Below are 21782 nucleotides of genomic sequence, written 5' to 3' on the forward strand. Positions count from 1 at the left end.
CAGAACCGAACAAGAAAGCCGGAATCGTGAGATGGACGTGTCGCTCGGCGACGCCTTACCGTCGAAGGCATGGCTGCCCCGACCTCCGAAACCACCGCAGAAGCGTTCTGGACCGACGCCGACCGGCACCTCGTGCGCTACGGCGGCACCTTCACCCGCGAAATCATCGACCACGCCGAAGGCAGCTTCGTCTTCACCGAAGACGGCCGCCGCATCCTCGACTTCACCTCCGGCCAGATGAGCGCGATCCTCGGGCACTCGCACCCGGAGATCGTCGACACCGTCCAGCGCCAGGTCGCGAAGCTCGACCACCTCTTCAGCGGCATGCTGAGCCGCCCGGTCGTCGACCTCGCGCGCCGCCTGGCCGAGACGCTGCCGGCGCCGCTGGAGAAGGCGCTGCTGCTCACCACGGGCGCCGAATCCAACGAAGCCGCCATCCGGATGGCGAAGCTCGTCACCGGCAAGCACGAGATCGTCTCGTTCGCCCGGTCGTGGCACGGCATGACCCAGGCCGCGGCGAGCGCGACGTACAGCGCCGGCCGCAAGGGCTACGGCCCCGCCGCGCCCGGCAACTTCGCCATCCCCGCGCCCAACGCGTACCGGCCGGACTTCACCGACGCCGACGGCCACCTCGACTGGCGCCGCCAGCTCGACTTCGGCTTCGACCTGATCGACGCGCAGTCGGTCGGCAGTCTCGCGGCGTGCATCGTCGAGCCGATCCTGAGTTCGGGCGGCATCATCGAACCGCCGCCCGGCTACTTCGCCGCGCTGCAGCGGAAGTGCCGGGAACGCGGCATGCTGCTGATCCTCGACGAGGCCCAGACGGGCCTGTGCCGCACCGGCACGTGGTACGCGTTCGAGCGCGACGGCGTCGTCCCGGACATCCTGACGCTGTCGAAGACGCTCGGCGCCGGCCTCCCGCTGGCGGCGGTGCTGACCAGCGCGGAAATCGAGCAGGAGGCGCACGAGCGCGGCTTCCTGTTCTTCACGACGCACGTCGCGGACCCGCTGCCCGCGGCCGTCGGCAACACGGTGCTGGACGTCCTGCACCGCGACCACCTCGACGAGCGCGCCCTGCAGCTGGGCTCGTTGCTGCGCCACGGTCTCGAGCGGATCGCCCACCGCCACGAGGTCGTCGGCGACATCCGCGGCCGCGGCCTGCTGGCGGGGCTGGAGCTGGTCGTCGACCGCGAGACGAAGCGCAGTTCGGACGAGCTCGGCGGGCGCGTCACGCGGCGCTGCCTCGAGCTGGGGCTGCACATGAACATCGTGCAGCTGCCCGGGATGGGCGGGGTGTTCCGGATCGCGCCGCCGCTGACGGCGTCCGAAGAGGAGATTGCACTGGGCCTGTCCATCCTCGACGAAGCGATCGGAGACGCCGTCAAAACGCTCTGAGGGCGGAATCCGCTGGCCGCGCGCCGGGTTTTTTGTTAGCAATGACAAGGACCTGTCGCGAAGGAGCTACGCCATGGCTCTCGGCTTCCGCAGTCACCCGCTCACCGTCGACCTCCCGGTCGTCGCGCTCACCCTCGCGGCGATCGCGCACTGGATCCGCGGCGCGCCGGCGGACGCGCTTATCTTCCTCGCCGTCACGCTGGTTCTCCTGGTCACCGAACGGCCGCGCACGGAGATCGCGGAACTCGGCGAGCCGTTCCGGGTGCCGGGGTTCGCGGTGATCGCGGCCGGGCTGCTGGTGCTGGCGTTCGGCCGCGACAGCGTCCCGGTGGCGGTCGCGATCTCGGCGATCGGCCTGGTCGCGCTGGTCGCCGAGTGGCGCGACCCGTCGCTGCCCGCCGACCGGCCGGTGCCGCGGCGGGCGTGGCTGTGGTCGGCGGTGGCGCTCGGCTGGTGCGGCTGGGAGCTGCTGTCGTTCGTGTACGAGCAGGCGGCGGGCGGGCTGTCGCTCACCCACCCGACGATGAGCGACCTCGTCGACCCGCTGCTGACGCACCGCTGGGTCCAGGCACTGGCGATCACGGGCTGGCTGGCGGCGGGCCTGGCGATGCTCCGCGCGGCGGCCGAGGCGAGGCGGTCGTGAGCACCCGGGTGCTCACGGAGCTGGGGTTCGGCCTGATCGTCCTGGTCGCGATCGGGCTGGGCGTGGCGAGCCACGTGTGGCCGAAGCGGGTGCCGAAGCTGACCAGCGTGCTGGCCGTGGTGATGCGACGGCGGAGCGCGCGGATCGCGTTCGTGCTGGCCTGGTGGTGGGTCGGCTGGCACTTCTTCGTGGGGCATTGAAGAAGGCCTCCTTTGCCGGCCCGGGGAGCCGGCAAAGGAGGCCTTCGTTCACGACGACGTCAGAAGCCCGCCGTCACCTTGGTGAAGTCCCAGTCGTTCTGGGCGATGCCGCTGCACGCCGACTGGACGCCGCCGCCGGGGCAGCCCCGGTCGCGGTTGACCGACCAGAACGCCAGGCGGGCGATCTTGTTCGACTTGGCCCAGTTCGTGATCTGGGTCCACGTCGACAGGTCCGTCAGCTCCTGCTGGTCGGACAGCCCGTTCATGCCCGAGATGCCCAGGTGCGCGTACGCCGTGGCGTCGCTCCAGCCGAACGTCGACTTCAGCTTGTCCCGCAGGCCGTTCGCCGCGCTGACCGTGCTGTTGTACATGTTCGCGCCGCCGCCGAAGTCGAACGGCATGATCGTGAACACGTCCACGTTCGCGCCGAGGGCCTTCGACTGGTCGATGAGCCGGTTGCCGTAGTAGTTCGGGCCGGTCGTCGACGTGCCGAACGTGAGGATCGTCTGGATCCCCGGGTTGTTCTGCTTGACGATCTTCAGCGCGCCCAGGATCCGGTCCTGCACGGCCTCGTTCTCGAACTCGTCGGAGTTCTCGATGTCGATGTCGATCGCCTTCAGCCCGTACGCGTTGATCACCTGCTGGTAGGCGCCGGCGAGCGCGGTGGACGTCGAGCAGTTCGGTCCGAGCTTGTTGCCGCTCCAGCCGCCGAACGACGGGACGACCTGGCCGCCCGCCGCCTTGATCTGCGAGATCGCGGTGGCGTCGGCGCTGCCCGAGAGCGGACGGCTGCTGTCCCACGCCGGGTTGCAGCCACCGGAGGCGTTGATGAACGCCATGGTGAACCACTTGATCCCGGTCGCGTTCATCACCGTCTGCGGGTTCGGCGGGCTGCCCCAGCCCATGTAGAGGTAGGGCGCGCCCCGGCCACCCGGCGGGGGCGGCGTGGTGGTCGTCGGCGGGGTCGTCGTCGTAGGAGGCGTCGTGGTCGTGGGGGGTGTGCCCCCGGCGGAGCACGAACCCCCGTTCAGCTTGCAGTTCGACGGCGCGACGTACGAACCGGAGTACGCCACGTTGAAGCCGAAGCTGGCGCTACCGCCGTTGGCGACGTTGCCGTTCCAGGTGTTCTTGACGGTGACGTGCTGGCCGGACGCGGTGTAGCTGCCGTCCCAGAGCGACGAGATCTTCGCGCCGCTCGGCAGGTCGAACTCGACGGTCCAGGTCGCGAGCGTCGAGCCCGAGCCGTTGGCGATCGTGTACTTGCCCTCGTACCCGGTGCCCCAGTCGGAGCCCTTCGAGAAGGTCGCGGACACGCCGCCCGCCGCGTTCGCCGGGGCGATCACGAACATCGCGCCGATCGTGGCGGCCGCGGCCGCCAGCCCGAGTGCGGGCAACCACCGGCGCCTCATGACAGGCCGTTCTTCATCGCGGTGATGAGCTCGCCGCCGGTGGTGTCGCCGGTCAGCTCCCAGAAGAAGGCGCCGCCGAGACCCTGCTGCTTGGCGTAGGACATCTTCCCGCCGATGGTCGCCGGGGTGTCGTAGCTCCACCAGTTGCTGCCGCACTTGGCGTACGCGGTGCCGGCGATCGTGCCGGTCGACGGGCAGCTGTTCTTCAGGACCTTGTAGTCCTCGATGCCCTGCTCGTACGTCCCCGGCGCCGGCCCGGTCGCGGTGCCGCCCGGGGTGCTCTGCGTGACGCCGGTCCAGCCGCGGCCGTAGAACCCGATGCCCAGCAACAGCTTGCTCGACGGGACGCCCTTGCTCTTCAGCTTCTGGATCGCGGCGTCGGAGTAGAACCCGGCGGTCGGGATGCCCGAGTACGACGTCAGCGGCGAGTGCGGAGCCGTCGGGCCCTGCGCCGCCCACGCGCCGAAGTAGTCGTAGCTCATGACGTTGTACCAGTCGACGTACTGCGCGGCGCCGCCGTAGTCGGCGACGTCGAGCTTGCCGCCGCTGCTGCCGTCCGCCGTGATGGCCGAGGTGATGAGGAACGACGAGCCGAACTTCGCCCGCAGCGCCGACATCAGGTTCTTGTAGGCCGCGGCACCGCTGGTGTCACAGGAAAGACCGCACGCGTTGGGGTACTCCCAGTCGATGTCGATGCCGTCCCAGATGTCCGCCCAGCGCGGGTCCTTCAGCAGGTTGTAGCAGGACTGCGCGAAGGCGGCGGCGTTCTGCGACGCCTGGCCGAAGCCGCCGGAGTAGGTCCAGCCGCCGAACGACCAGATCACCTTGAGGCCCGGGTGCAGCTTCTTCAGCTTGCGCAGCTGGTTGAAGTTGCCCGCGACCGGCTGGTCCCAGGTGTCGGCGACGCCGTCGACGCTGCCCGCGGCGTCGTAGGTCTTCTGGTAGTCGGCGTACGGGTCGTCGTTCGCCGTGCACTGCCCGTTCGTCACGTTGCCGAAGGCGTAGTTGATGTGGGTCAGCTTGCTCGCCGAGCCCGAGGTTTCGATGTTCTTGACGTGGTAGTTGCGGCCGTAGACGCCCCACTGCACGAAGTAGCCGACGTTCTTCAGCCCACCGGTCTGCGGTGGCGTGGTCGTGGTCGGCGGGGTGGTCGGCGTCGTGGGATTGGTGGTGGGCTGCGTCGGGGTGGTCGGCGTGGTGGTCGGGGTGCCGCCGCCGGCGTCGCAGGAGCCGCCGTTCAGCTTGCAGTTCGCCGGCGCCGAGTAGGTGCCGGAGTAGGCGACGTTGAAGCCGAAGCTCGCGGTCGAGCCGTTGCCGACGTTGCCGTTCCAGGTGTTCTTGACGGTGACGTGCTGGCCGGACGCGGTGTAGCTGCCGTCCCAGAGCGACGAGATCTTCGCGCCGGACGGGAGGTCGAACTCGACCGTCCAGGCGGCCAGCGTCGAGCCGGAGCCGTTGTTGATCGTGTACTTGCCTTCATAGCCGGTGCCCCAGTCGGAGCCCTTGGTGAAGCTGGCGCTGACGCCGCCGGCGGCGCTGGCCGGAACGGTCACGAGACCGATCGCGAGCGCGCCGACCGCGGTGAACAAACCGAGGAGGTGCCATCTCTTTCTGGACATCGCTCTCCCTTGAGCCAGGTACGGGAACGGCCCGGCACCGCGGGGGGACCGAGGCGGTGTTTTTCGAACCGTTTGCGAAGACGTTACGTGGTCCAGACCAATTAGGGAAGAACAACCACGGAGAGTGCCGACCACGGGCTGACCAGCCGGGACGAAGGTCAGCTCACTGGTCCAGTCCAGTTACGGAAAGCAGCGATCGCCGCGGTCAGGAGTGTTCCTTTTCCTTCTCTCCCCGGTCCTCTTCCCGGGCCTGCCGGAGCATGCCCAGTATCGGGAGAGCGCTCGGATCAGCCGGGCGCTGCCGGGCCGGGTCGGTGAGATCGATGCCCGCGCGGGCGAAGTACTCCGCGACGAGCGACTGGAACACGTCCACCCGGCCGCCGATGCCGCCGGCGTCCTCGATGGCCCGCACGACGAGCGTGGAGCGGTAGGTGGAGAACGAGAACGAGCCGAAGTCGATCTCGTGCCGATTCAGTTCCTCGCTGGTCATCGCCTGGGTTTGCTTCTCGACCATGCCCACCAGGCCGCTGTTGGGCGGTTCGTCGCCGACACCGACACCGGGGAGCAGGCCGCGCGTCAAGCGGGGCACCTCGTCGACGAAGTGGCCGCCGTGGCGGGACTGGTAGTCCCTGAGGACGCCGACCACCGCCTGCTCGGCGCCGGGGTGCTCGGTCGAGAGGTAGATGACGATGACGTCCCGCACCGTCATGGCCCGCGCGTGGTCGGCGAGCTTGACCCAGATGACGCCGGGGATCGAGTCGACGTGGTCCTTGACGAACCGGTACACGTCCGCGACGTGCCGCGGGTGCGGGTTCAGGTAGAGCCGGCTCCGCGGCGAGCCACCTTTGTGGCCGAGCGTGAGCGGGTAACCGCTTTTCGAGTCCGCGGCTTGTTCCTTCGGCGTGGAACCGAGGAGGTCCTGCGCGGCGAGCGCGGCGACGTACTGACCGGCGGATGGGACGTCCATCGCCCGCTTCGCGTCGGACTGCTTGTAGAAGTCGTCGTAGAAGCTCGCCGCGTCGGTTTCGCCCCGCTGCCACTTGTCCCACATTTCCATCAGCTGCTTCCGGACGCCCACGGGAAAGGCGGACCACGCCGCCGGTGGTTTCTTCTCCTCGACGTGCTTGACCAGCTTTTCGCGGGTCGACTTGATCTGGTCGAGTGACGGGGCGAAGCCGACACCGCCCGGGGGGAGGAAGCGCGGCGGCGGCTCCTGCTTGCCGGGCTTGTCCGGCAGCACCGAGACTTCACCGTACTTCCGGTCGAGCAGGGCCCGCAGATCGATGAGCGCGTCCAGCGGCTGGTCCTCGCCGAGCGCGCGGTACAGCGCGGCGAGGTACACCTCCCGCTCCGGTCCCGGGATCTTCGAACCGACCGCGAAGCTGATCAGCAGGTTCCACAGCCCGCCCTCGCTGGTGGAGAACGCCTTGATCCGCTTCTTGGCGGTGGCAGCCGGTTTCTTGTCCAGTGCCTTGATCCGCTGCTTGTCCGCGTCGGAAAGCCGTACCCGCTGCACGACGAGCGACGCCACGGCCGCGTTGCCGGCGAGCCGGTTGAGCCGCAGCAGCTGCTCGGGTTCGGGGCGGCGCACGGGCACGACCGGACGGCCACGGGGTACGCGCTCACGGTCACCGGGCCAGTGGGCTTTCACGAAGACCGGCCCTCCCGTCACGAGCCCGGGTCGGCTGTTTTCGCATCGGCACCGAACCCGGTGATCGATCAACGGTGGCACGAGCCGAGCCGGCGGACCACGGGCGCACGGGCGGTTCCACGGGCAGCGCCGGCTGCCCAGGCGGGAAAACAAGCAGGGCCTCGTCTCCAACCGGAAACGAGGCCCTGCTCGGTACTGCTGTCTCAACCAGACGTGCGCCCGAAGGGATTCGAACCCCTGACCTTCTGATCCGTAGTCAGATGCTCTATCCAGCTGAGCTACGGGCGCGTGTTCAGTTGTTCTCTAACCTAGCACCCGGCGAACCGGGTACCAGCGGAGGCTCCGGGATTTGAACCCGGGAGGGGGGGTTACCCCCAACCGCATTAGCAGTGCGGCGCCATAGACCAGACTAGGCGAAGCCTCCTGGGCCCAACGACCACTGCTCAGATAGGTTACACACCCCCGGATCACCCCCGAACGGCACCCCCCTCACGCACGTTGCAGCAGCCTGAGCAGGCGCGGGGACCGTCCGCCCAGGCCTTCCGCCTCGAACGTCGCGATGCCCACCCGGGGTAGCTCGCGGACGCCCGGATAAACCAGGTACCGCGGCGCCCACCGGGGCTGGAACTTCGCGTTGAACTTGTACAGCGTCTCGATCTGGATCCACCGCGAAAAGAAGTGCAGGACCTTCGCCGACATGCGCGCCACCGGGCCCGCGCCGATGCGCTGGCCCTGTTCCATCAGCGCCCGGAACGCCGCGAAGTTCAACGACACCTGCGTGACGCCGTGGCGGCGGGCCGCCAGCAACAGCTCCGAGATCATCAGCTCGTTGACGCCGTTGTCGGCCGACCGGTCGCGGCGCATCACGTCCAGGGACAGGCCCGTCGACCCCCATGGGACGAACTGCAGCACGCCTCGCACGCGGCCGCCCTGTTCGGCCGTCACCAGGACCGATCCCGGGTCGCCCATGCGGCCCAGCGCCATCGAGAAGCCACGCTCGGTGTCCGTGCCGCGCCAGTTGGCCGCCAGGACCTCCAGCTCCGCCAGCTCGCCGGGCCGCAGGTCCTCGGTGCGGCGCACCAGCACCTTGTAGCCCGCGCGCTTCGTGCGGGCCGCGGCCTGGCGGACGCCGCGCATCACGCGTCCGTCCAACGTGAACCCGTCGACGTCCACGACCGCCTCGTCGCCGATCTCCAGCACCTCCAGGCCGAACCGGGCCCAGACCGTCGCTCCCAGCTCCGAGACACCCATCGCCGCCGGCACCCAGCCGTTGCGGCGGCAGACCTCCAGGTACTCCTCGATCGCGCCCGGCCACGCCTCGTGGTCGCCCAAGGGGTCGGCCGAGCACAGCGCCACCCCGGCGATCACGCGGTAGGTGACCGCCGCCTTGCCCGTCCGCGAGAACACCGCGAACTTGTCCCGCCGCAGCGCGAAGTAGCCGAGCGAGTCCCGGTCGCCGTGCTCGTCGAGCAGCTTGCGGAGGCGGTCGACCTCCTCATCGGACAGCCGCGGCGCCGGCTCGGCCGAGCGCAGCAGGAAGTACGCCGACACCAGGACCGCGGCGAGGCCGAACAGCAGCCCGACGGCCGCCGTCATGTCCTCCAGCCACATCTGGTGGAACACCGCCGGCCCGCTGGCGCCGACCAGCGCGAGCGCGGACTCCGCCACCCGGTCCGGGAAGCTCATCGGCTCCAGCACCGCCCGCGACGCCACCGACAGCAGGATGACGTTGATCACGAACCCGGCCAGCGCCAGCTGCAGGAACACCCGCACCGCACGCCAGCGCCCGACCACCGGGTCCGGCTTCGCGACGAAGTAGCGCCGGCTCGCGATCAGGCCCACCAGCAGGACGACGGACACCATCCCGGCGCCGAAGACGTGCCGCAGGCCGATGTGCGACACCGTGAGCAGCACCGTCGCGCCGACCGCCAGCTGCCAGGCCCGGCGCTTGCGCCGCCGCAGGCCGGCTGCCAGCAGCACCAGCAGCACGCCGGTGACCAGCGCGACGGTCGCCGCCGCGACCGTCGCCTCCTGCGGCAGCTCCAGCCACTCCGACAGGTGCCCGCGCAGGTTGCGGCGCCCGGCGGGCACCAGGACCGACACGAGCGTCATCAGTCCGGCCAGCCGGGTCACCCAGGTGATCACCCCCACGGTGGTGGCTCCCGCCACCCGCCAGGTGGTTTGCGCGCGGGTCCCCGTCACCACCCGTACAACCCGTTGCAGACGATCATGCTTCCCCCATCTATCCCCCGGCGAGCTCCACGAACGGCGTCAAGGCCGCCGGGTTCGCCAGCGCGTCGCGGCTGACGGCCCGGTCGGGAGCCACACCGGCCAGAATCTTCTTCACCGGTACTTCACACTTTTTACCGTTCAAAGTCCGGGGAATCTCCGAAACCACGACGAACCGATCGGGTACATGCCGCGGTGACAGCGCGCTACGAAGCTCCTGCTTCAGCCGGGGCTCGACGTCTTCGAGCGAAGCACCGCCGGCGAGCACCACGAAACAGATCAGCTGACCGTCCTCGTTCCCGGCCGCCGAAGTGTCCACGACCAGGGAGTCCGCGATCTCGTCGTACCCCTCGACGACCCGGTAGAACTCCGCGGTGCCCATCCGGACGCCGCCGCGGTTGAGCGTCGAGTCGCTGCGGCCGTAGATCACCGCCGAGCCGCGGTTGGTGACCCGGATCCAGTCGCCGTGGCGCCACAACCCCGGGTACATCTCGAAATAGGCCTCACGCAGGCGCGAGCCGTCCGGGTCGTTCCAGAAGAACACCGGCATCGACGGCATCGGCTTCGTGATGACCAGCTCACCGACCTCCTCGACGACGGCGTTGCCCGCCTCGTCGAACGCGTTGACCGCGGCGCCCAGCGCGGGGCAGGACAGCTCCCCCAGCCACACCGGGACGTCGGGTGCCGACGCGACGAACGCCGCGCACAGGTCGGTGCCGCCGGAAACCGAGCAGATCTGGACGCCCTTCCCGACCTCGTTGACGATCCACCGGAAGCCCTCGACGCTCAGCGGCGCCCCGGTCGAGCCGAGCGCGCGCAACGCCGTGAGGTCGTAGCGCTCGGCGGGCTTGATGCCGGCCTTCAGGCAGCTCTGGATGAACGGCGCCGACGTCCCGAAGTACGTGACGCGGTGCTGCTCGGCCAGGTGCCAGAGCGCGTTGAGGTCCGGGTGGCCGGGGCTGCCGTCGTAGAGCACGATCGTCGTGCCGACGAGCAGGCCGGAGATGAGGAAGTTCCACATCATCCAGCCGGTGGTGCTGAACCAGAAGAACCGGTCGCCCGGCCCGAGGTCCGTCTGCAGCGCGAGGGCCTTGAGGTGTTCGAGGGTGATGCCGCCGTGGCCGTGCACGATGCCCTTCGGCAGGCCGGTGGTCCCCGACGAGTAGAGCACCCACAGCGGGTGCGCGAACTCGACCGGCTCGAACAGCAGGGGCGCGCCCTCGTGCTTCGCGAGCAGCTCGGCCCAGTCGAGGGCACCGTCCAGCCGGCCCTCGCCGACGTACTCGACGAGCACCGTCGCGGCCAGCGACGGCAGCTTCGCCTGCAGGTCGGTGACCGTCCCCCGGATGTCGAACTGTCGGCCGTTGTACGCGTAGGCGTTGACCGCGAAGAGCACCTTCGGCTCGATCTGCACGAACCGGTCCGCGATCGCGCGGACGCCGAAGTCCGGCGAGCACGACGACCAGATCGCCCCGATGCTCGCCGCGGCGAGGAACGCGACCAGCGTCTGCGGGCAGTTCGGGGCCAGCGCGACGACCCGGTCGCCCTTGCCGACGCCCAGTTCGAGCAGCGCCGCCCGTGCGGCGCCGACCTGCGCGCGAAGCTCGCCGTAGGTGAGGTGGTCCGCGAAGCCGTCTTCGCGGTGGAAGATCACCGCCGTTTCGTCGTCGGCCTTCGTCGCCCCCGCGACGCCGGGGGTGAGCGCGTGCTCGGCGTAGTTGAGCGTGGCGCCGTCGAACCAGACGGCGTTCGGCATCTCGCCGGAGAGCACCTCGCCGGGCTGGTCGTGCCAGCGGACGCCGAGGAAGTCCGCGACCGCCGTCCAGAAGTCCGGGCCGCGCTCGACGGAGAACTCCCAGAGCGAGCGGTAGTCGTCCACCTCGACGCCGCGTTCGGCACGCAGCCACTGGCGGAAGGCTTCGATCTTGGTGTCGGCAACGTGGCTCGGCTCAGGGCGCCAGAGCACTTCGGGGGCGTCGGCGGTGTGCGTCACGTCACGAGCGTAATGCGCCTACCGCAGGTGCGCGTCGAACCAGTTCAGGGTGCGCTGCCAGGCCTCGGCGGCGGCGCCGGGGTCGGCGTCGAAGCGGTGGTTCGCGCCCGGGTAGTGGACGACGTTGGTGGCGACCTTCGCCGACGCCGCGGCGTCACGCAGCCGCTCGACGTCGGCGCCGCCCGCCTCGTCGCCGGCGTCGCCGTACATGCCGAGCCACGGGCTGGTGAGCTTCCCGGCGATCTCGACCAGCGCGGGCAGTTCCGCGGCCTGCTGCCCGCCGACGCTCACGGCGGCGCCCAGCCGTCGGTGCGAAGCGACGACGAGGGCCGCGGTGCCACCCAGGTCGAAGCCCATCACGCCGAGCAGGTCGGCCTGGACCCCGCGGTCGACGAGCCAGGCGAGTGTGATGTCCGTCGCGTCGAGCAGGTCCTGCTGCGTCAGCTCCGCGTTCTCGAGGTGCGGCGTGACGGTCAGCCAGCCCTCCAAGGCGAGGCTGGCGAGCAGCAGTTTCACGCCGTCGGTGACGCCGTCCGCCTCGTGCAGGACCACCAAACCGCCGCGTAGCGACCCTTCGGGTTCGGAGAAGGTGAGAGTCAGGGCCCGGCCGTCGGTGCGCTGGTAGTCCACGGTGCTGGTCGACGTCATTGCGTCACTCAATCACTTTGAGGTGAACGGAAGGAACCCAGTTAACCAGCTCTCCCGGTCACATACCGCCTGAAGGGAGTCGCGGGGCGGCGGGCGGAAAAGATACGGTGACGGGGTTGTCCCGTTCAACCGGAGGAGCGCCGAAGATGTCGTCCGTGTCCCCTCGTGCCGACCTCGAATCGTTGCCGAAGTACGTGCCCGGCCGGACGATCGAAGGCGCGATCAAGCTGGCGAGCAACGAGGTGCCCGGCGGCGCGCTGCCGAGCGTCGCGCAGGCGATCGCCGAGGCCGCGGCCGGTATCAACCGCTACCCCGACACCGGCTCGCAGGCCCTGCGCGAGCGGCTGGCGCGCGAGCTGGACGTGCCGGTCGAGCGCGTCGCGATCGGCTGCGGCTCGGTGTCGCTGTGCCAGCAGACGATCCAGGCCGCCTGCGCCCCGGGTGACGAGGTGCTCTTCGGCTGGCGGTCGTTCGAGGCCTACCCGATCGTGACGCAGGTGGCGCACGCGAAGCCGGTGCTGGTCCCGATCACCGAGGGCCAGGAGCTCGACCTCGACGCGATGCTCGCGGCGATCACCGACCGGACGCGCGTGGTCTTCGTCTGCAACCCCAACAACCCGACCGGCACGGCGATCCGGCGCGCCGAGCTGGAGCGCTTCCTCGACGCGGTCCCGCAGCGCGTGCTGGTGGTGCTGGACGAGGCCTACAAGGAGTTCGTCACCGACCCGGAGGTTCCCGACGGCGTCGAGTACACGCGGACGCGCTCGAACGTCATGGTGCTTCGCACGTTCTCGAAGGCGTACGGCCTCGCGGGCCTGCGCGTCGGTTACGCCGTCGCGCCGGAGCCGATCGCGGACGCGCTTCGCCAGGTGTACGTCGCCTTCTCGGTGAACATGCTGGCCCAGGTGGCCGCGCTGGCCTCGCTCGACGCCGCCGACGAGCTGCTCGCGCGCTGCCGGGAGATCGTCGCCGAGCGCGGCCGGGTGCGCGACGAGCTGATCGCGGCCGGCTACCGGGTGCCCGAGACGCAGGCGAACTTCGTCTGGCTCCCGCTGGGTGAGCAGGCCGTGCCGTTCGCCGAGCACGCGCTGGACCGCAAGCTGGTGGTGCGCCCGTTCGCCGGCGACGGCGTGCGCGTGACCATCGGGACCCGCGAGGAGAACGACCTCTTCCTGGCCGCGGCCCGGGAATTCAGTCGCTGAACTGCTTGACGACCAGCTGGACGACGGCGGCGAGGCCGATCACGACGATCACGCCGCGCAGCACCGCCGGCGGCAGCTTCCGGCCGATCTTCGCGCCGAGGAAGCCGCCGGCGGTCGAGCCGACGGCCAGCCACAGCACGACGGGCCAGCTGATCGGCGCGACGAACGCGTAGATCACGCCGGCGACGACGTTGACCACGGCGGCGAGGACGTTCTTGACGCCGTTGAGCTTCTGCAGCGGCTCGGACAGCAGCATCCCCATGACCGCCATCAGCATCACGCCCTGCGCGGCGGTGAAGTAACCGCCGTAGATGCCGATGAGGAAGATGAAGAACATCAGCAGCGGACCGGCTTTGTGCTCTTCGCCGTTCTCTTCGCGGCGCTTGGCGACCCACCGGGACACCTTGGGCTGCACGATCACGAGGATCACGGCGAGGCCGACGAGCACGGGGACGACGGCTTCGAAGGCGTCCTTCGGCAGCGACAGCAGCAGGATGGTGCCGCCGATGGCGCCGAGGAACGACGCGACGGCGAACTTCGCGGTCTGCCGCCAGTAGCCGGTCAGCTCGTGCCGGTAGCCCCAGGCACCGCTGAGGGTGCCGGGCGCGAGGCCGATGGCATTGGACGTCGTCGCGGTCACGGGCGAGTAGCCCAGCGCGACGAGAACGGGAAAGGTCACGAGGGTCCCCGACCCGACGACGGCGTTGATGGTGCCCGCCCAGATCCCGGCGACCACGACGATCACCGCGTGCCACCACGTCATAGCGCACTCACGTGCGGAGCCTAAGCATCTCGGCTCGGGCCCGCGAAGTGGATGGGCCCAGATGTGGCAGGCGAGACAGTGAGGCTTGTTCTGGTCAGCCCGCCGCGCCCCGCACACGGACGTCGGCCGGCGCGGAAAGTCATGCGGCGGGCGACGGCTGAACAAGCCTCACTCAGCGTGGGGTGAAGACGCAGAATTCGTTCCCTTCCGGGTCGGCCAGCACGTCCCATTCGATGTCGTCGTCGCGTTCGCGGACCACGGTCGCGCCCAGCTCCAGCAGCTCGGCTTTGTCGCCGAAGACGTCCAGGTGCATGCGGTTCTTGCCGCTCTTCGGCTCCGGGACCGGGTTGAGCCAGATCAACGGCCCGCCGCCGGCCGGGTCGACGATCGGGACCGGCCAGCCGGCCGGGCGCTCGTCGCCGGTCAGCGAGTCACGGCGGACGTACCCCATCGCCCGGCACCACCAGTCGGCCAGGGCCTGGTGGTCGGCCGCGTCGAGGGCGAGGTCCTTGAACTGCGCGGTCATCGCGCTCCTTCCGGTACGTGGGCGGGCACCACTTCGGACGCCACCCGCCAGCCGAGCGCGCCGTACAGCCCGCGCCCGGCCTCCGACGCCAGCAATGCGTTCGTTCGAGCGCCGGCGGCGACGCCCAGGCGGTGCATCACCACCCGGCCGAGCCCGCGCCGCCGGTGGGCGGGCTCGGTGACGATCCGGTCGAACACCGCCACGCCGCCGGCCACCGCGACCCAGCCACGGGCCGCCTCGTCGCCGCCGGAGGTCACCGCGACGGACCACACCGGCCCGTCGCCGCGCACCGTCACCTCGTATCCCGTGGGCGCCTCGGCGGGCGGGATGCCGCCGTCGAAGGTCATCAGGTACTCCGTCGCCCGCGCCTCCCACTCGGGTGTCAGACCCGCGAGCACAGCAGCCCGCGCGCCACACGTCTTCAGCCACGTGCCCGGCTCGGCCACCGTCCACGCCCGCGCGGCCACCGCCGGCGGCGACCGGAGTAGGTAGCGGACGCGATGGCCGGGCAGGCCGACGTCGATGCGGAAGCCGTCCGGCTCCACGACCGGCTCCGGTACCGCCCGCGAGACCACCCAGCCCCGCACCCACGCCCCCAGGATGTCCATGTCCGCGATCATGGCAGGCACCCCCGACAGTTTCCGCGAGCTGAGAGGATGGCGGCGTGGACACCGAGCAGGTCTGGAGCGCGACCGTCGACCGGCTGCGGTCGCTGATCGACTCCGGGAAGCTGCCGCCGGGGTCGCGGCTGCCCGCCGAACGCGTGCTCTGCGAGGACCTCGGCATCAGCCGAGGGTCGCTGCGGCAGGCCCTGCGCGTCCTCGACTCCATCGGGTACGTCCGGATCCGCGCCGGCTCCGGCACCTACGTCCGCGAGCAGCAGGAACAGCCGCTGCGGACGTGGTTCACCGAGCACGACCAGCTCGTCGAAAAGCTCTTCGACCTGCGCGCGACCGTCGAGCCGACCCTCGCCGAACGGCTCGCCAGGCAGGCCACGGCGAAGACCGTGAGCCGCCTCGAGGACAACGTCGCCGAGATGGCGCAGGCGGCCGAGGACGGCGACATGCTGCACGTCATCGCCGCCGACGCCGAGTTCCACCGGGTGATCGCGCAGAACGCGGGCAACGACGACGTCGCCGGGCTGCTGCGGTCGGTCCTCGCCCTGGTCGGCGAGGAGCGGCGGGCGGCGCTGCGGCTGCCGGGCCAGATCCGCAAGGCGGTCGACGACCACCGCGCGATCCTCGACGCGATCCGCCGGTCCGATCCGGCCGCGGCCCGCGAGCTGACGCTGAAGCACCTGGTCGACGCCAAGACGTACGCGCACGACTTCGCCGCGGAGGAACGCTGATGGAGAAGGTGCACTTCACCGAGGAGAAGGCCACCAACCTGGCCACGCTCTACGGCCGCGCGCTCGACTACCGCAGCGCCCACCCGATCCTCGGCGACCAGGCGGCCGACGACGCCGTCCGCCGGATCGACTACGACTTCACCAAGATCGGCATCTCCCCCGACCGCGCGGTGTCGGTCGTCCTGCGGGCGAAGCCGATCGACGACTGGGCCGCCGAGTACCTGCGCGCGCACCCGGACGCGATCGTGCTGCACCTGGGCTGCGGTCTGGACACGCGGTTCCAGCGCCTCTCGCCACCGGAGACCGTCCACTGGTACGACGTCGACTACCCCGAAGTCGTCGAGCTGCGCGAAAAGCTCTACGACAAGGCGCCGAACCAGTCGCACATCAGCACGTCGGTCACCGACTTCGGGTGGCTCGACCAGGTGCCGTCGGACCGGCCGGCGCTGATCGTCGCCGAAGGCCTCACGATGTACCTGAAGCCCGAGACCGGCACCGAGCTGTTCCGCCGGCTGGCCGCGAAGTTCCCGTCCGGCGAGCTGATCTGCGACCTGTTCAACCGGACAGCGATCAAGATCCAGAAGCTCAACGCGCCGGTGCGCAAGGCGGGCGCGACGCTGTACTGGGGCATCGACGACCCGCGCGAGCTCGAACGCTGCGGCCTCACGCTGGAGTCCTCTTTGGACGCCGCGCACTGGGCGACCCCGGACGTGCTGACCAAGATGGGCCCGATCACCCGGTTCCAGCTGCGGATGCTGAAGGTCTTCCGGCCACTGGCCCGTACCGCACACATCGTGCGGTACCGCTTCTAACGCGACTCCAGCACGCGTGCCACGAACTTGTGCAGCTTCTCCTCCAGCCGCGCGAGGCGTTCGTCGAGGGTGAGCGTCTCGTACGGCTGGGGCACGTCGGACTTCAGCTCGCCGCGGACGTACTGGCAGCAGCCGAGGTTCCCGCACGCGTAGATGCCCAGTGTGTTGCCCTCGCGGCCGGCCTTCCCGGCGCGCCGGCCGGAGAAGAGCGTGACGTCGGCGAGCCCGTGGGTCGTGGTGCAGAAGCCGCAGATGTTGCTGCGCAGGCGCGACTTCGGCGCCGGAGCGGCACGCAGGGCGAGCCCGACCACCTCACCGCCGAAGGGCAGCACGAGGTAGGCGCGCGACGGCGCCTTCGGATCGCGCCAGCCGAGGAACTCCCGCCGCTCCCAGGGGATGTCCTCGGGGCGGGCGGGCAGCGTCACGCCCTTGGCTTCGCCGCGGGTGCAGTTGACGAACGAGGCCCGCACCTCGTCCTGGCCGAGTGGGTCCATGATCCGCACCGTAACCACCGGGCACCGGCGGTGGCCACGCATTTTCGGCCGTACGATCAACGCCGTGCGCAAGATCGCCGTGAAGAACTTCCGGGTCGTGTTGCGCACCAGCCTGGGCTTCGCCGGGCTCGGCGTCGGGTCCAGTGTCGCCGGTTCCGGTGTCGTGGCCCTGCTCCTGCTCTTCCAGGGCCTGCCCGGCGACGTCGGCGATCGCGGGTGGGTCCTCGGCCTGACCGCCGCCGCCATCGTCGCCGGCTCGCTGCTCGCCGGGACGCTGTGGACCGCCTGGCTGCAGCGGCGCACCGCCGTCTGGTTCGTGCTCGGCCGGCCGCCGTCGGAAAGCGAAGCCCGGCGGGCCCTGCGGTTGCCCGTCGACATGGCCGTGGTCAGCGGCACCCTCTGGCTCGTCGGGACCGTCGTCCTCAGCGTGCTGGCCGGCGCGCTCGGGTCCGCCCAAGACGCCGTCGGCATGGCGACCGTCATCGGGCTCGGCGGCCTCACCACCGTCGGGCTCACCTACCTAGCCGCCGAATGGGTCGCGCGGCCGGTGATGACCATCGCCCTCGACGTCCTGCCGCCGCGCGGGTCGCTGCCCGTCACCGTGCTGACCCGGCTGGTCGTCACCTGGGCACTGGCCAGCGGCGTCCCGTTCGTCGGCGTCCTGCTCGTCGCCACGCCACCGGACCTCGGCTCCGGCGACCACACCGCGAGCCTGATCATGCTGTCGGTCATCGGCCTCGCGGTGGGCGCCATCGGGACCGCGCTGCTGGCCAGGGCCGTCGCGGCGCCCCTGCACCGGCTGCGCGTGGCCCTCGACCGGATCGCCCGCGGCGACAACGAGGTCGCGGTCGAAGTCGACGACTCCAGCGAGATCGGCCTGCTCCAGACGTCGGTCAACCAGCTCGCCGCCGGGCTGCGCGAGCAGGCGCGGATGCGGGACCTCTTCGGCAGGCACGTCGGCGCCGACGTCGCCCGGCACGCCCTCGAATACGGCGCGTCCCTGTCCGGCGACGTCCGCGAGGTCACGGCGTTGTTCGTCGACGTCGTCGACTCGACCGCGCTCGCCTACCGCACCCCGCCGGAAGAACTCGTGCGCAAGCTGAACCGGCTGTTCGCCGCCGTCGTCGCCGCGGTGAACGCCCGCGGCGGGCTCGTCAACAAGTTCCAGGGCGACGCCGCGCTGTGCATCTTCGGCGCTCCGACCCGGCTCGCGGACGCCCCGACCGCCGCCCTCGCCGCGGCCCGCGCGATCCGGGACGAGGTGTGCGCGGACGGCGAGCTCGACCTCGGCATCGGCGTCTCCAGCGGGCCGGTGTTCGCCGGGCAGCTCGGCACCAGCAGCCGGCTCGAATACACGGTGATCGGCGACGCCGTCAACGAGGCCGCGCGGCTGACCGAGCTGGCCAAGGCCGTGCCGTCACGCATCCTCGCCAGCGACGCCGTCGTCTCGGCCGCGCTGCCGAGCGAAGGCGCGCACTGGGAGAAGCACGGCGAGCTGGAGCTGCGCGGCCGCCAGGAGGCGACACCGACCTGGACGGCCCGCCCGAAACCTCAGGACAGCTGACCCAGGTCCGGCCAGCGCAGCACCGTCGAGCCCCACGTCAGGCCCGCGCCGAACGCGCTGAGCAGCACGCGGTGCCCCGGCGCGAGGGTGCCGTCGGCCCGGGCGTCGGCCAGCGCGAGCGGGATCGACGCGGCGCTGGTGTTGCCGACGCGGTCGATGTTGGCGACGACGGCGTCGGCCGGCATGCCGAGCTGCTTCGCCGTCGCCTGGAGGATCCGGATGTTCGCCTGGTGCCCGACGAAGCGGTCGACGTCACCGACCATCCAGCCCGCGCGGTCCAGCACCGTCCGCGACGACTCGGCCATCCGCGCGCAGGCGTGCCGGAACACCGCGGTGCCCTGCATCGCGAGGAAGCGGTCGCCCGGCTGGTCGGACAGCCGCCGCCGCGCGCCGCCGGCCTCGACCCACAGCAGGTCGGCGTGCTCGCCCTCGCTGTGCAGGTCGAACGGGCCGAACGCGCCGGGCTCGCCGGGCTCACCCGCGCGCAGCAGGACGGCGCCCGCGCCGTCGCCGAAGATCGGGACGGTCGTGCGGTCTTCCGGGTCGACGAGCGTGGTGAAGGTGTCGGCGCCGATCACCAGGACCCGCTCGGCGATGCCGCCCGCGATGAAGCCGGCCGCCGTGGCCAGCGCGTAGACGAAGCCGCTGCAGACGGCGTTGACGTCGAACGCCGCGGCCGTGCCGAGCCCGAGCCGGGCGGCGACCTGCGGCGCGCTGGCCGGGCAGGGCTGGTCCGGGGTGGCGGTGGCGAGGACGACGACGTCGGCACTCGAGCCGCCCAGCGCTTCGCGGCCCGCCCCGACCGCGAGGTCCACAGTGGACTCCTCGGGCCCCGCGACGCGGCGCTCGCGGATGCCGGTGCGGGTCCGGATCCACTCGTCCGTGGTGTCGAGCCGGGCGGCGATCTCATGGTTGTCCAGGACTTTCGTCGGCAACCACGAACCGAGGCCGGTCAGCACGGCGGCAGGTGCGGGCACGGGAGAGCCTCCCCACGCCGGCGGGTTGGCGGAGCGACCGGCTGGTCTTCCACTTGTATGGGCTACCCCCTGGTAGACCGGTCAGTTGTGTTCCAGGTCACGGAAAAAGTTGTTTCACTTTCGTCTCGGACGGAGTAGTGAGCGGCGTCACGGTGGAGTGAGCCGGCCGCGAACCCGCGCCAAATCGTCGGGGGTCCCGGTTAGCCTGCTGGGGTGCAGACACCCGACCTCGACCAGCTGGACATCGCCATCCTCGCCTGCCTCCAGGAGGACGCCCGCACGATCGCCGAGACGATCGGCGCGAAGGTCGGCCTCTCCGCCGCGGCGGTGCAGCGGCGGATCAAGCGGCTGCGCGAGGCGGGCGTGATCGAGCGCGAGGTCGCGGTGCTGTCGCCGGAGGCGCTCGGGCTGAGCATGACGTTCGTGGTCATGGTCGAGCTGGAGCGGGAGAACCTCGCGGTGCTGGACGCGTTCCGCCGCCAGGTCCTGGCCGACGACTGCGTGCAGCAGTGCTACTACGTCACCGGCAACGCCGACTTCGTGCTGGTCGTGACGTGCCCGGACATGACGGGCTTCGAGGCCTTCACCCGGCGGATGTTCTTCGACAACCCGAACGTCCGGCACTTCACCACGAGCGTGGCGATGGACCGGGTGAAGGTCGGGCTCACGCTCCCGCTGGGACCGTAGGCGGGGTCCAGGCCCACAGCTTCTCCGTCTGCTTCCGGACCACCGACGCCGGCGCGCGCATGCCGAGCCGGTTGAGCGCGTACCCCAGCCGGGACGGCGTCAGCGCCATCGCGCCCTTGCGGCGGGCCATCCGGGCGATGCCGTGGGTGCGGGCGAGGCGGGCCCGGTCGTAGCCCTCGAGGCCGACCGCCGCCAGCGTCACCGCGTCCTCGATCGCCTGGCACGCACCCTGGCCCATGTCGGGGGTCATCGCGTGGGCCGCGTCGCCGAGCAGCGCCACCCGGCCGCGGACGTACGAGGGTAGTGGCGGCAGATCGGTGACGTCGTTGTGCAGCACCTTCGGCGTCACGTCGAGGAGCGGCTCGACGTGCCAGCCGCGCACCCGGCGCCGGACTTCGGCCAGGTCGTCGTCGTACCGGACGCCCGGCCGGGTCTCGTGCACCGCCAGCGCCCAGTACACCCGGCCGCCGCCGATCGGGTGGACCAGGAAGTACGCGCCGCGGCCGAAGGTGAACGTGCCCGCGTCCTCGACGCCCGGCTCGGTCACGCCCCGCCAGACCGTGTAGCGGAAGCGGGGTGCGATCCCGGGCCACAGCGCCTCGCGCACCGCGCTGTGGATGCCGTCCGCACCGGCCACCAGGTCGGCCGTCACCTGTCCGGTGTCGTGGACGACGTCTCCGTCCGGGGTCACCTCGCGGACCGCGCAGCCGGTCCGAACGACGTCCGGCGGCAGCTCGGCGGCGAGCAGGCGGTGCAGGTCCGCGCGGTGGAAGCAGGACAACGGCGTGTCGTGCGCCGGGTCGAAGCGCCGCAGGAACTCCCCCGACGGCAGGCACAGGTTGTACGCGGCCTGCGACGGCGTGGCGGCCGCCCGGACCTTCTCCCCGACGCCCAGCGCGTCCAGCGCGCGCAGGGCGTTCGGCGCGATCGAGAGCCCGGCGCCGACTTCGCCCAGCTCGGGTGCGCGTTCGAGCACTTCGACGTCCCAGCCGGCCTTCATCAGCGCGAGCGCCGCCGTGACGCCTCCGATGCCCGCCCCCGCAACCACTGCTTTCACTTCGGTCCCTCCAGGGCTTCGGCCAGCCAGGCGAACGTGTCCCGCGCCGCGCGGACGCGGGCGGCGCGCTCGTCGCCGGGTTCGAACAGCGCCAGGCCGTCGTCGGCGATGGCCACGAACGAAGCGAGGGTCGCGATGCGCTCGCGGACCACGCGCGGCCAGGCGTCGTCGTCGATGCGGAAGTAGGTCGTGCGGTCGCCGGGCACGCGGTGCTTGCGGACCAGGCGGGCCGCCGTCAGCAGGTTCATGTTCGAGGTGAGCGACGCCCGGCTCGCGCCGATGGCCTCGGCGATCGCGGTCGCCGACTGGGCCGGCGGGTCGCAGACCATCAGCCAGCCGAGGATGCGGCCGGCGATCGGCGGGATGCCGTACTGCTCGGCGAAGAAGGCCGCGGCGCGTTCCGACCATGCTGTTCGCTCGTCCATGCTAGTAGAGACTAGCATCTTCTGAAGCGGCCTCAGCCGGAGCCGGACGCAAGGGAAAGGTGCCGGACGTTACACCACAATGGACGGATGCAACCGATCAAGTGAACGTGAGAGTTTCTTCGTCATGACCGCGATGCCCG

21 protein-coding genes and 2 tRNA genes are annotated in these 21782 nt (G+C 70.8%); 8 read left to right on the forward strand and 15 right to left on the reverse strand.

The window, feature by feature from the left end:
* The first annotated feature begins 69 nt into the window (after positions 1-69).
* The 3 genes from AB0J40_RS37605 to AB0J40_RS37615 all read left to right on the forward strand — a co-directional run bounded on the left by AB0J40_RS37605 (position 70) and on the right by AB0J40_RS37615 (position 2238).
* A complete protein-coding gene (locus AB0J40_RS37605) occupies positions 70-1395 on the forward strand; it encodes an aspartate aminotransferase family protein (protein ID WP_364463242.1) in 1326 nt (441 codons plus the stop codon).
* A gap of 73 nt (positions 1396-1468) precedes the next feature.
* Positions 1469-2038, forward strand: coding sequence for a hypothetical protein (locus AB0J40_RS37610; protein WP_364463245.1), 570 nt, complete (start codon positions 1469-1471; stop codon positions 2036-2038).
* Positions 2035-2238 carry a DUF6186 family protein gene (locus tag AB0J40_RS37615; protein WP_364463248.1) on the forward strand — a complete coding sequence of 68 codons (204 nt, stop codon included), beginning with the start codon at positions 2035-2037 and terminating at the stop codon, positions 2236-2238. The genes AB0J40_RS37610 and AB0J40_RS37615 overlap by 4 nt, the downstream gene beginning before the upstream one ends.
* Positions 2239-2297: 59 nt before the next feature.
* Here the strand turns inward: AB0J40_RS37615 and AB0J40_RS37620 are convergent, their stop codons facing one another.
* The 8 genes from AB0J40_RS37620 to AB0J40_RS37655 form a co-directional block, all read right to left on the reverse strand.
* The gene (locus AB0J40_RS37620; protein ID WP_364463251.1) at positions 2298-3647 is read right to left on the reverse strand and encodes a cellulose binding domain-containing protein; all 1350 of its coding nucleotides are present in this window, start codon (positions 3645-3647) and stop codon (positions 2298-2300) included.
* Positions 3644-5266, reverse strand: coding sequence for a glycosyl hydrolase family 18 protein (locus AB0J40_RS37625; protein WP_364463254.1), 1623 nt, complete (start codon positions 5264-5266; stop codon positions 3644-3646). Before AB0J40_RS37625 ends, AB0J40_RS37620 begins: the two co-directional genes overlap by 4 nt.
* Positions 5267-5471: 205 nt before the next feature.
* Positions 5472-6857: a T3SS effector HopA1 family protein gene (locus AB0J40_RS37630; RefSeq protein WP_364463256.1), complete on the reverse strand. Its 1386-nt coding sequence runs from the start codon at positions 6855-6857 to the stop codon at positions 5472-5474.
* Between the two features lie 274 nt (positions 6858-7131).
* Positions 7132-7205: transfer RNA gene (locus AB0J40_RS37635), tRNA-Arg, on the reverse strand.
* 46 nt (positions 7206-7251) lie between these two features.
* A tRNA-Ser gene (locus AB0J40_RS37640) sits at positions 7252-7341 on the reverse strand.
* 65 nt (positions 7342-7406) lie between these two features.
* Entirely contained in the window at positions 7407-9122 is a 1716-nt protein-coding gene (locus AB0J40_RS37645; RefSeq protein ID WP_364463259.1) for a phosphatidylglycerol lysyltransferase domain-containing protein, read from the reverse strand.
* A 37-nt stretch (positions 9123-9159) separates the two neighbouring features.
* On the reverse strand, positions 9160-11139 hold the full coding sequence (locus tag AB0J40_RS37650) for an acetoacetate--CoA ligase (protein ID WP_364463262.1): 1980 nt from the start codon (positions 11137-11139) through the stop codon (positions 9160-9162).
* Positions 11140-11157: 18 nt separating this feature from the next.
* Positions 11158-11787, reverse strand: a complete 630-nt coding sequence (locus tag AB0J40_RS37655) for a dienelactone hydrolase family protein (protein ID WP_364463265.1) — start codon at positions 11785-11787, stop codon at positions 11158-11160.
* 146 nt (positions 11788-11933) lie between these two features.
* Between AB0J40_RS37655 and hisC the strand changes: the two genes are divergently transcribed.
* A complete protein-coding gene (gene hisC / locus AB0J40_RS37660) occupies positions 11934-12989 on the forward strand; it encodes a histidinol-phosphate transaminase (protein WP_364463268.1) in 1056 nt (351 codons plus the stop codon).
* On the opposite strand, the gene AB0J40_RS37665 is transcribed toward hisC, so the two are convergent.
* From AB0J40_RS37665 to AB0J40_RS37675, 3 genes are all read right to left on the reverse strand, one after another.
* On the reverse strand, positions 12979-13752 hold the full coding sequence (locus AB0J40_RS37665) for a sulfite exporter TauE/SafE family protein (protein WP_364463271.1): 774 nt from the start codon (positions 13750-13752) through the stop codon (positions 12979-12981). The two genes, hisC and AB0J40_RS37665, sit on opposite strands and share 11 nt — an antisense overlap.
* A 172-nt stretch (positions 13753-13924) precedes the next feature.
* Positions 13925-14278 (reverse strand): VOC family protein, encoded by a 354-nt coding sequence (locus AB0J40_RS37670; RefSeq protein WP_364463274.1) that lies wholly within the window; start codon positions 14276-14278, stop codon positions 13925-13927.
* Positions 14275-14898: a GNAT family N-acetyltransferase gene (locus tag AB0J40_RS37675; protein WP_364463277.1), complete on the reverse strand. Its 624-nt coding sequence runs from the start codon at positions 14896-14898 to the stop codon at positions 14275-14277. Before AB0J40_RS37675 ends, AB0J40_RS37670 begins: the two co-directional genes overlap by 4 nt.
* Positions 14899-14942: 44 nt before the next feature.
* Between AB0J40_RS37675 and AB0J40_RS37680 the strand changes: the two genes are divergently transcribed.
* Positions 14943-15626 carry a FadR/GntR family transcriptional regulator gene (locus AB0J40_RS37680; protein ID WP_364463280.1) on the forward strand — a complete coding sequence of 228 codons (684 nt, stop codon included), beginning with the start codon at positions 14943-14945 and terminating at the stop codon, positions 15624-15626.
* Positions 15626-16438: a class I SAM-dependent methyltransferase gene (locus tag AB0J40_RS37685; RefSeq protein WP_364463283.1), complete on the forward strand. Its 813-nt coding sequence runs from the start codon at positions 15626-15628 to the stop codon at positions 16436-16438. The genes AB0J40_RS37680 and AB0J40_RS37685 overlap by 1 nt, the downstream gene beginning before the upstream one ends.
* On the opposite strand, the gene AB0J40_RS37690 is transcribed toward AB0J40_RS37685, so the two are convergent.
* Positions 16435-16932 (reverse strand): FBP domain-containing protein, encoded by a 498-nt coding sequence (locus tag AB0J40_RS37690; protein WP_364463286.1) that lies wholly within the window; start codon positions 16930-16932, stop codon positions 16435-16437. The two genes, AB0J40_RS37685 and AB0J40_RS37690, sit on opposite strands and share 4 nt — an antisense overlap.
* A gap of 64 nt (positions 16933-16996) precedes the next feature.
* Between AB0J40_RS37690 and AB0J40_RS37695 the strand changes: the two genes are divergently transcribed.
* Positions 16997-18496, forward strand: a complete 1500-nt coding sequence (locus AB0J40_RS37695; protein ID WP_364463289.1) for an adenylate/guanylate cyclase domain-containing protein — start codon at positions 16997-16999, stop codon at positions 18494-18496.
* On the opposite strand, the gene AB0J40_RS37700 is transcribed toward AB0J40_RS37695, so the two are convergent.
* Positions 18484-19473, reverse strand: coding sequence for a beta-ketoacyl-ACP synthase III (locus tag AB0J40_RS37700; protein ID WP_364463292.1), 990 nt, complete (start codon positions 19471-19473; stop codon positions 18484-18486). The two genes, AB0J40_RS37695 and AB0J40_RS37700, sit on opposite strands and share 13 nt — an antisense overlap.
* A gap of 213 nt (positions 19474-19686) precedes the next feature.
* Between AB0J40_RS37700 and AB0J40_RS37705 the strand changes: the two genes are divergently transcribed.
* Positions 19687-20160, forward strand: coding sequence for an Lrp/AsnC family transcriptional regulator (locus tag AB0J40_RS37705; protein ID WP_364463295.1), 474 nt, complete (start codon positions 19687-19689; stop codon positions 20158-20160).
* Here the strand turns inward: AB0J40_RS37705 and AB0J40_RS37710 are convergent.
* Both AB0J40_RS37710 and AB0J40_RS37715 read right to left on the reverse strand, forming a co-directional pair.
* Positions 20138-21217, reverse strand: coding sequence for an FAD-dependent monooxygenase (locus AB0J40_RS37710; protein ID WP_364463298.1), 1080 nt, complete (start codon positions 21215-21217; stop codon positions 20138-20140). The genes AB0J40_RS37705 and AB0J40_RS37710 overlap by 23 nt on opposite strands.
* A complete protein-coding gene (locus tag AB0J40_RS37715) occupies positions 21214-21642 on the reverse strand; it encodes a MarR family transcriptional regulator (RefSeq protein ID WP_364463301.1) in 429 nt (142 codons plus the stop codon). The genes AB0J40_RS37710 and AB0J40_RS37715 overlap by 4 nt, the downstream gene beginning before the upstream one ends.
* Between the last annotated feature and the right edge of the window lie 140 nt (positions 21643-21782).

The sequence above is a fragment of the Amycolatopsis sp. NPDC049691 genome, from assembly GCF_040675005.1.
In the GTDB taxonomy this organism is placed as follows: Bacteria; Actinomycetota; Actinomycetes; order Mycobacteriales; family Pseudonocardiaceae; genus Amycolatopsis.

Excerpts from the sequence above, each read along its gene's own strand:
- AB0J40_RS37605 (WP_364463242.1), top strand. The coding sequence starts at position 70 with ATGGCTGCCCCGACCTCCGAAACCACCGCAGAAGCGTTCTGGACCGAC.
- AB0J40_RS37675 (WP_364463277.1), bottom strand. The coding sequence starts at position 14,898 with ATGATCGCGGACATGGACATCCTGGGGGCGTGGGTGCGGGGCTGGGTG.
- AB0J40_RS37715 (WP_364463301.1), bottom strand. The coding sequence starts at position 21,642 with ATGGACGAGCGAACAGCATGGTCGGAACGCGCCGCGGCCTTCTTCGCC.
- AB0J40_RS37665 (WP_364463271.1), bottom strand. The coding sequence starts at position 13,752 with ATGACGTGGTGGCACGCGGTGATCGTCGTGGTCGCCGGGATCTGGGCG.
- hisC (WP_364463268.1), top strand. The coding sequence starts at position 11,934 with ATGTCGTCCGTGTCCCCTCGTGCCGACCTCGAATCGTTGCCGAAGTAC.
- AB0J40_RS37610 (WP_364463245.1), top strand. The coding sequence starts at position 1,469 with ATGGCTCTCGGCTTCCGCAGTCACCCGCTCACCGTCGACCTCCCGGTC.
- AB0J40_RS37690 (WP_364463286.1), bottom strand. The coding sequence starts at position 16,932 with ATGGACCCACTCGGCCAGGACGAGGTGCGGGCCTCGTTCGTCAACTGC.
- AB0J40_RS37655 (WP_364463265.1), bottom strand. The coding sequence starts at position 11,787 with ATGACGTCGACCAGCACCGTGGACTACCAGCGCACCGACGGCCGGGCC.
- AB0J40_RS37625 (WP_364463254.1), bottom strand. The coding sequence starts at position 5,266 with ATGTCCAGAAAGAGATGGCACCTCCTCGGTTTGTTCACCGCGGTCGGC.
- AB0J40_RS37620 (WP_364463251.1), bottom strand. The coding sequence starts at position 3,647 with ATGAGGCGCCGGTGGTTGCCCGCACTCGGGCTGGCGGCCGCGGCCGCC.
- AB0J40_RS37685 (WP_364463283.1), top strand. The coding sequence starts at position 15,626 with ATGGAGAAGGTGCACTTCACCGAGGAGAAGGCCACCAACCTGGCCACG.
- AB0J40_RS37670 (WP_364463274.1), bottom strand. The coding sequence starts at position 14,278 with ATGACCGCGCAGTTCAAGGACCTCGCCCTCGACGCGGCCGACCACCAG.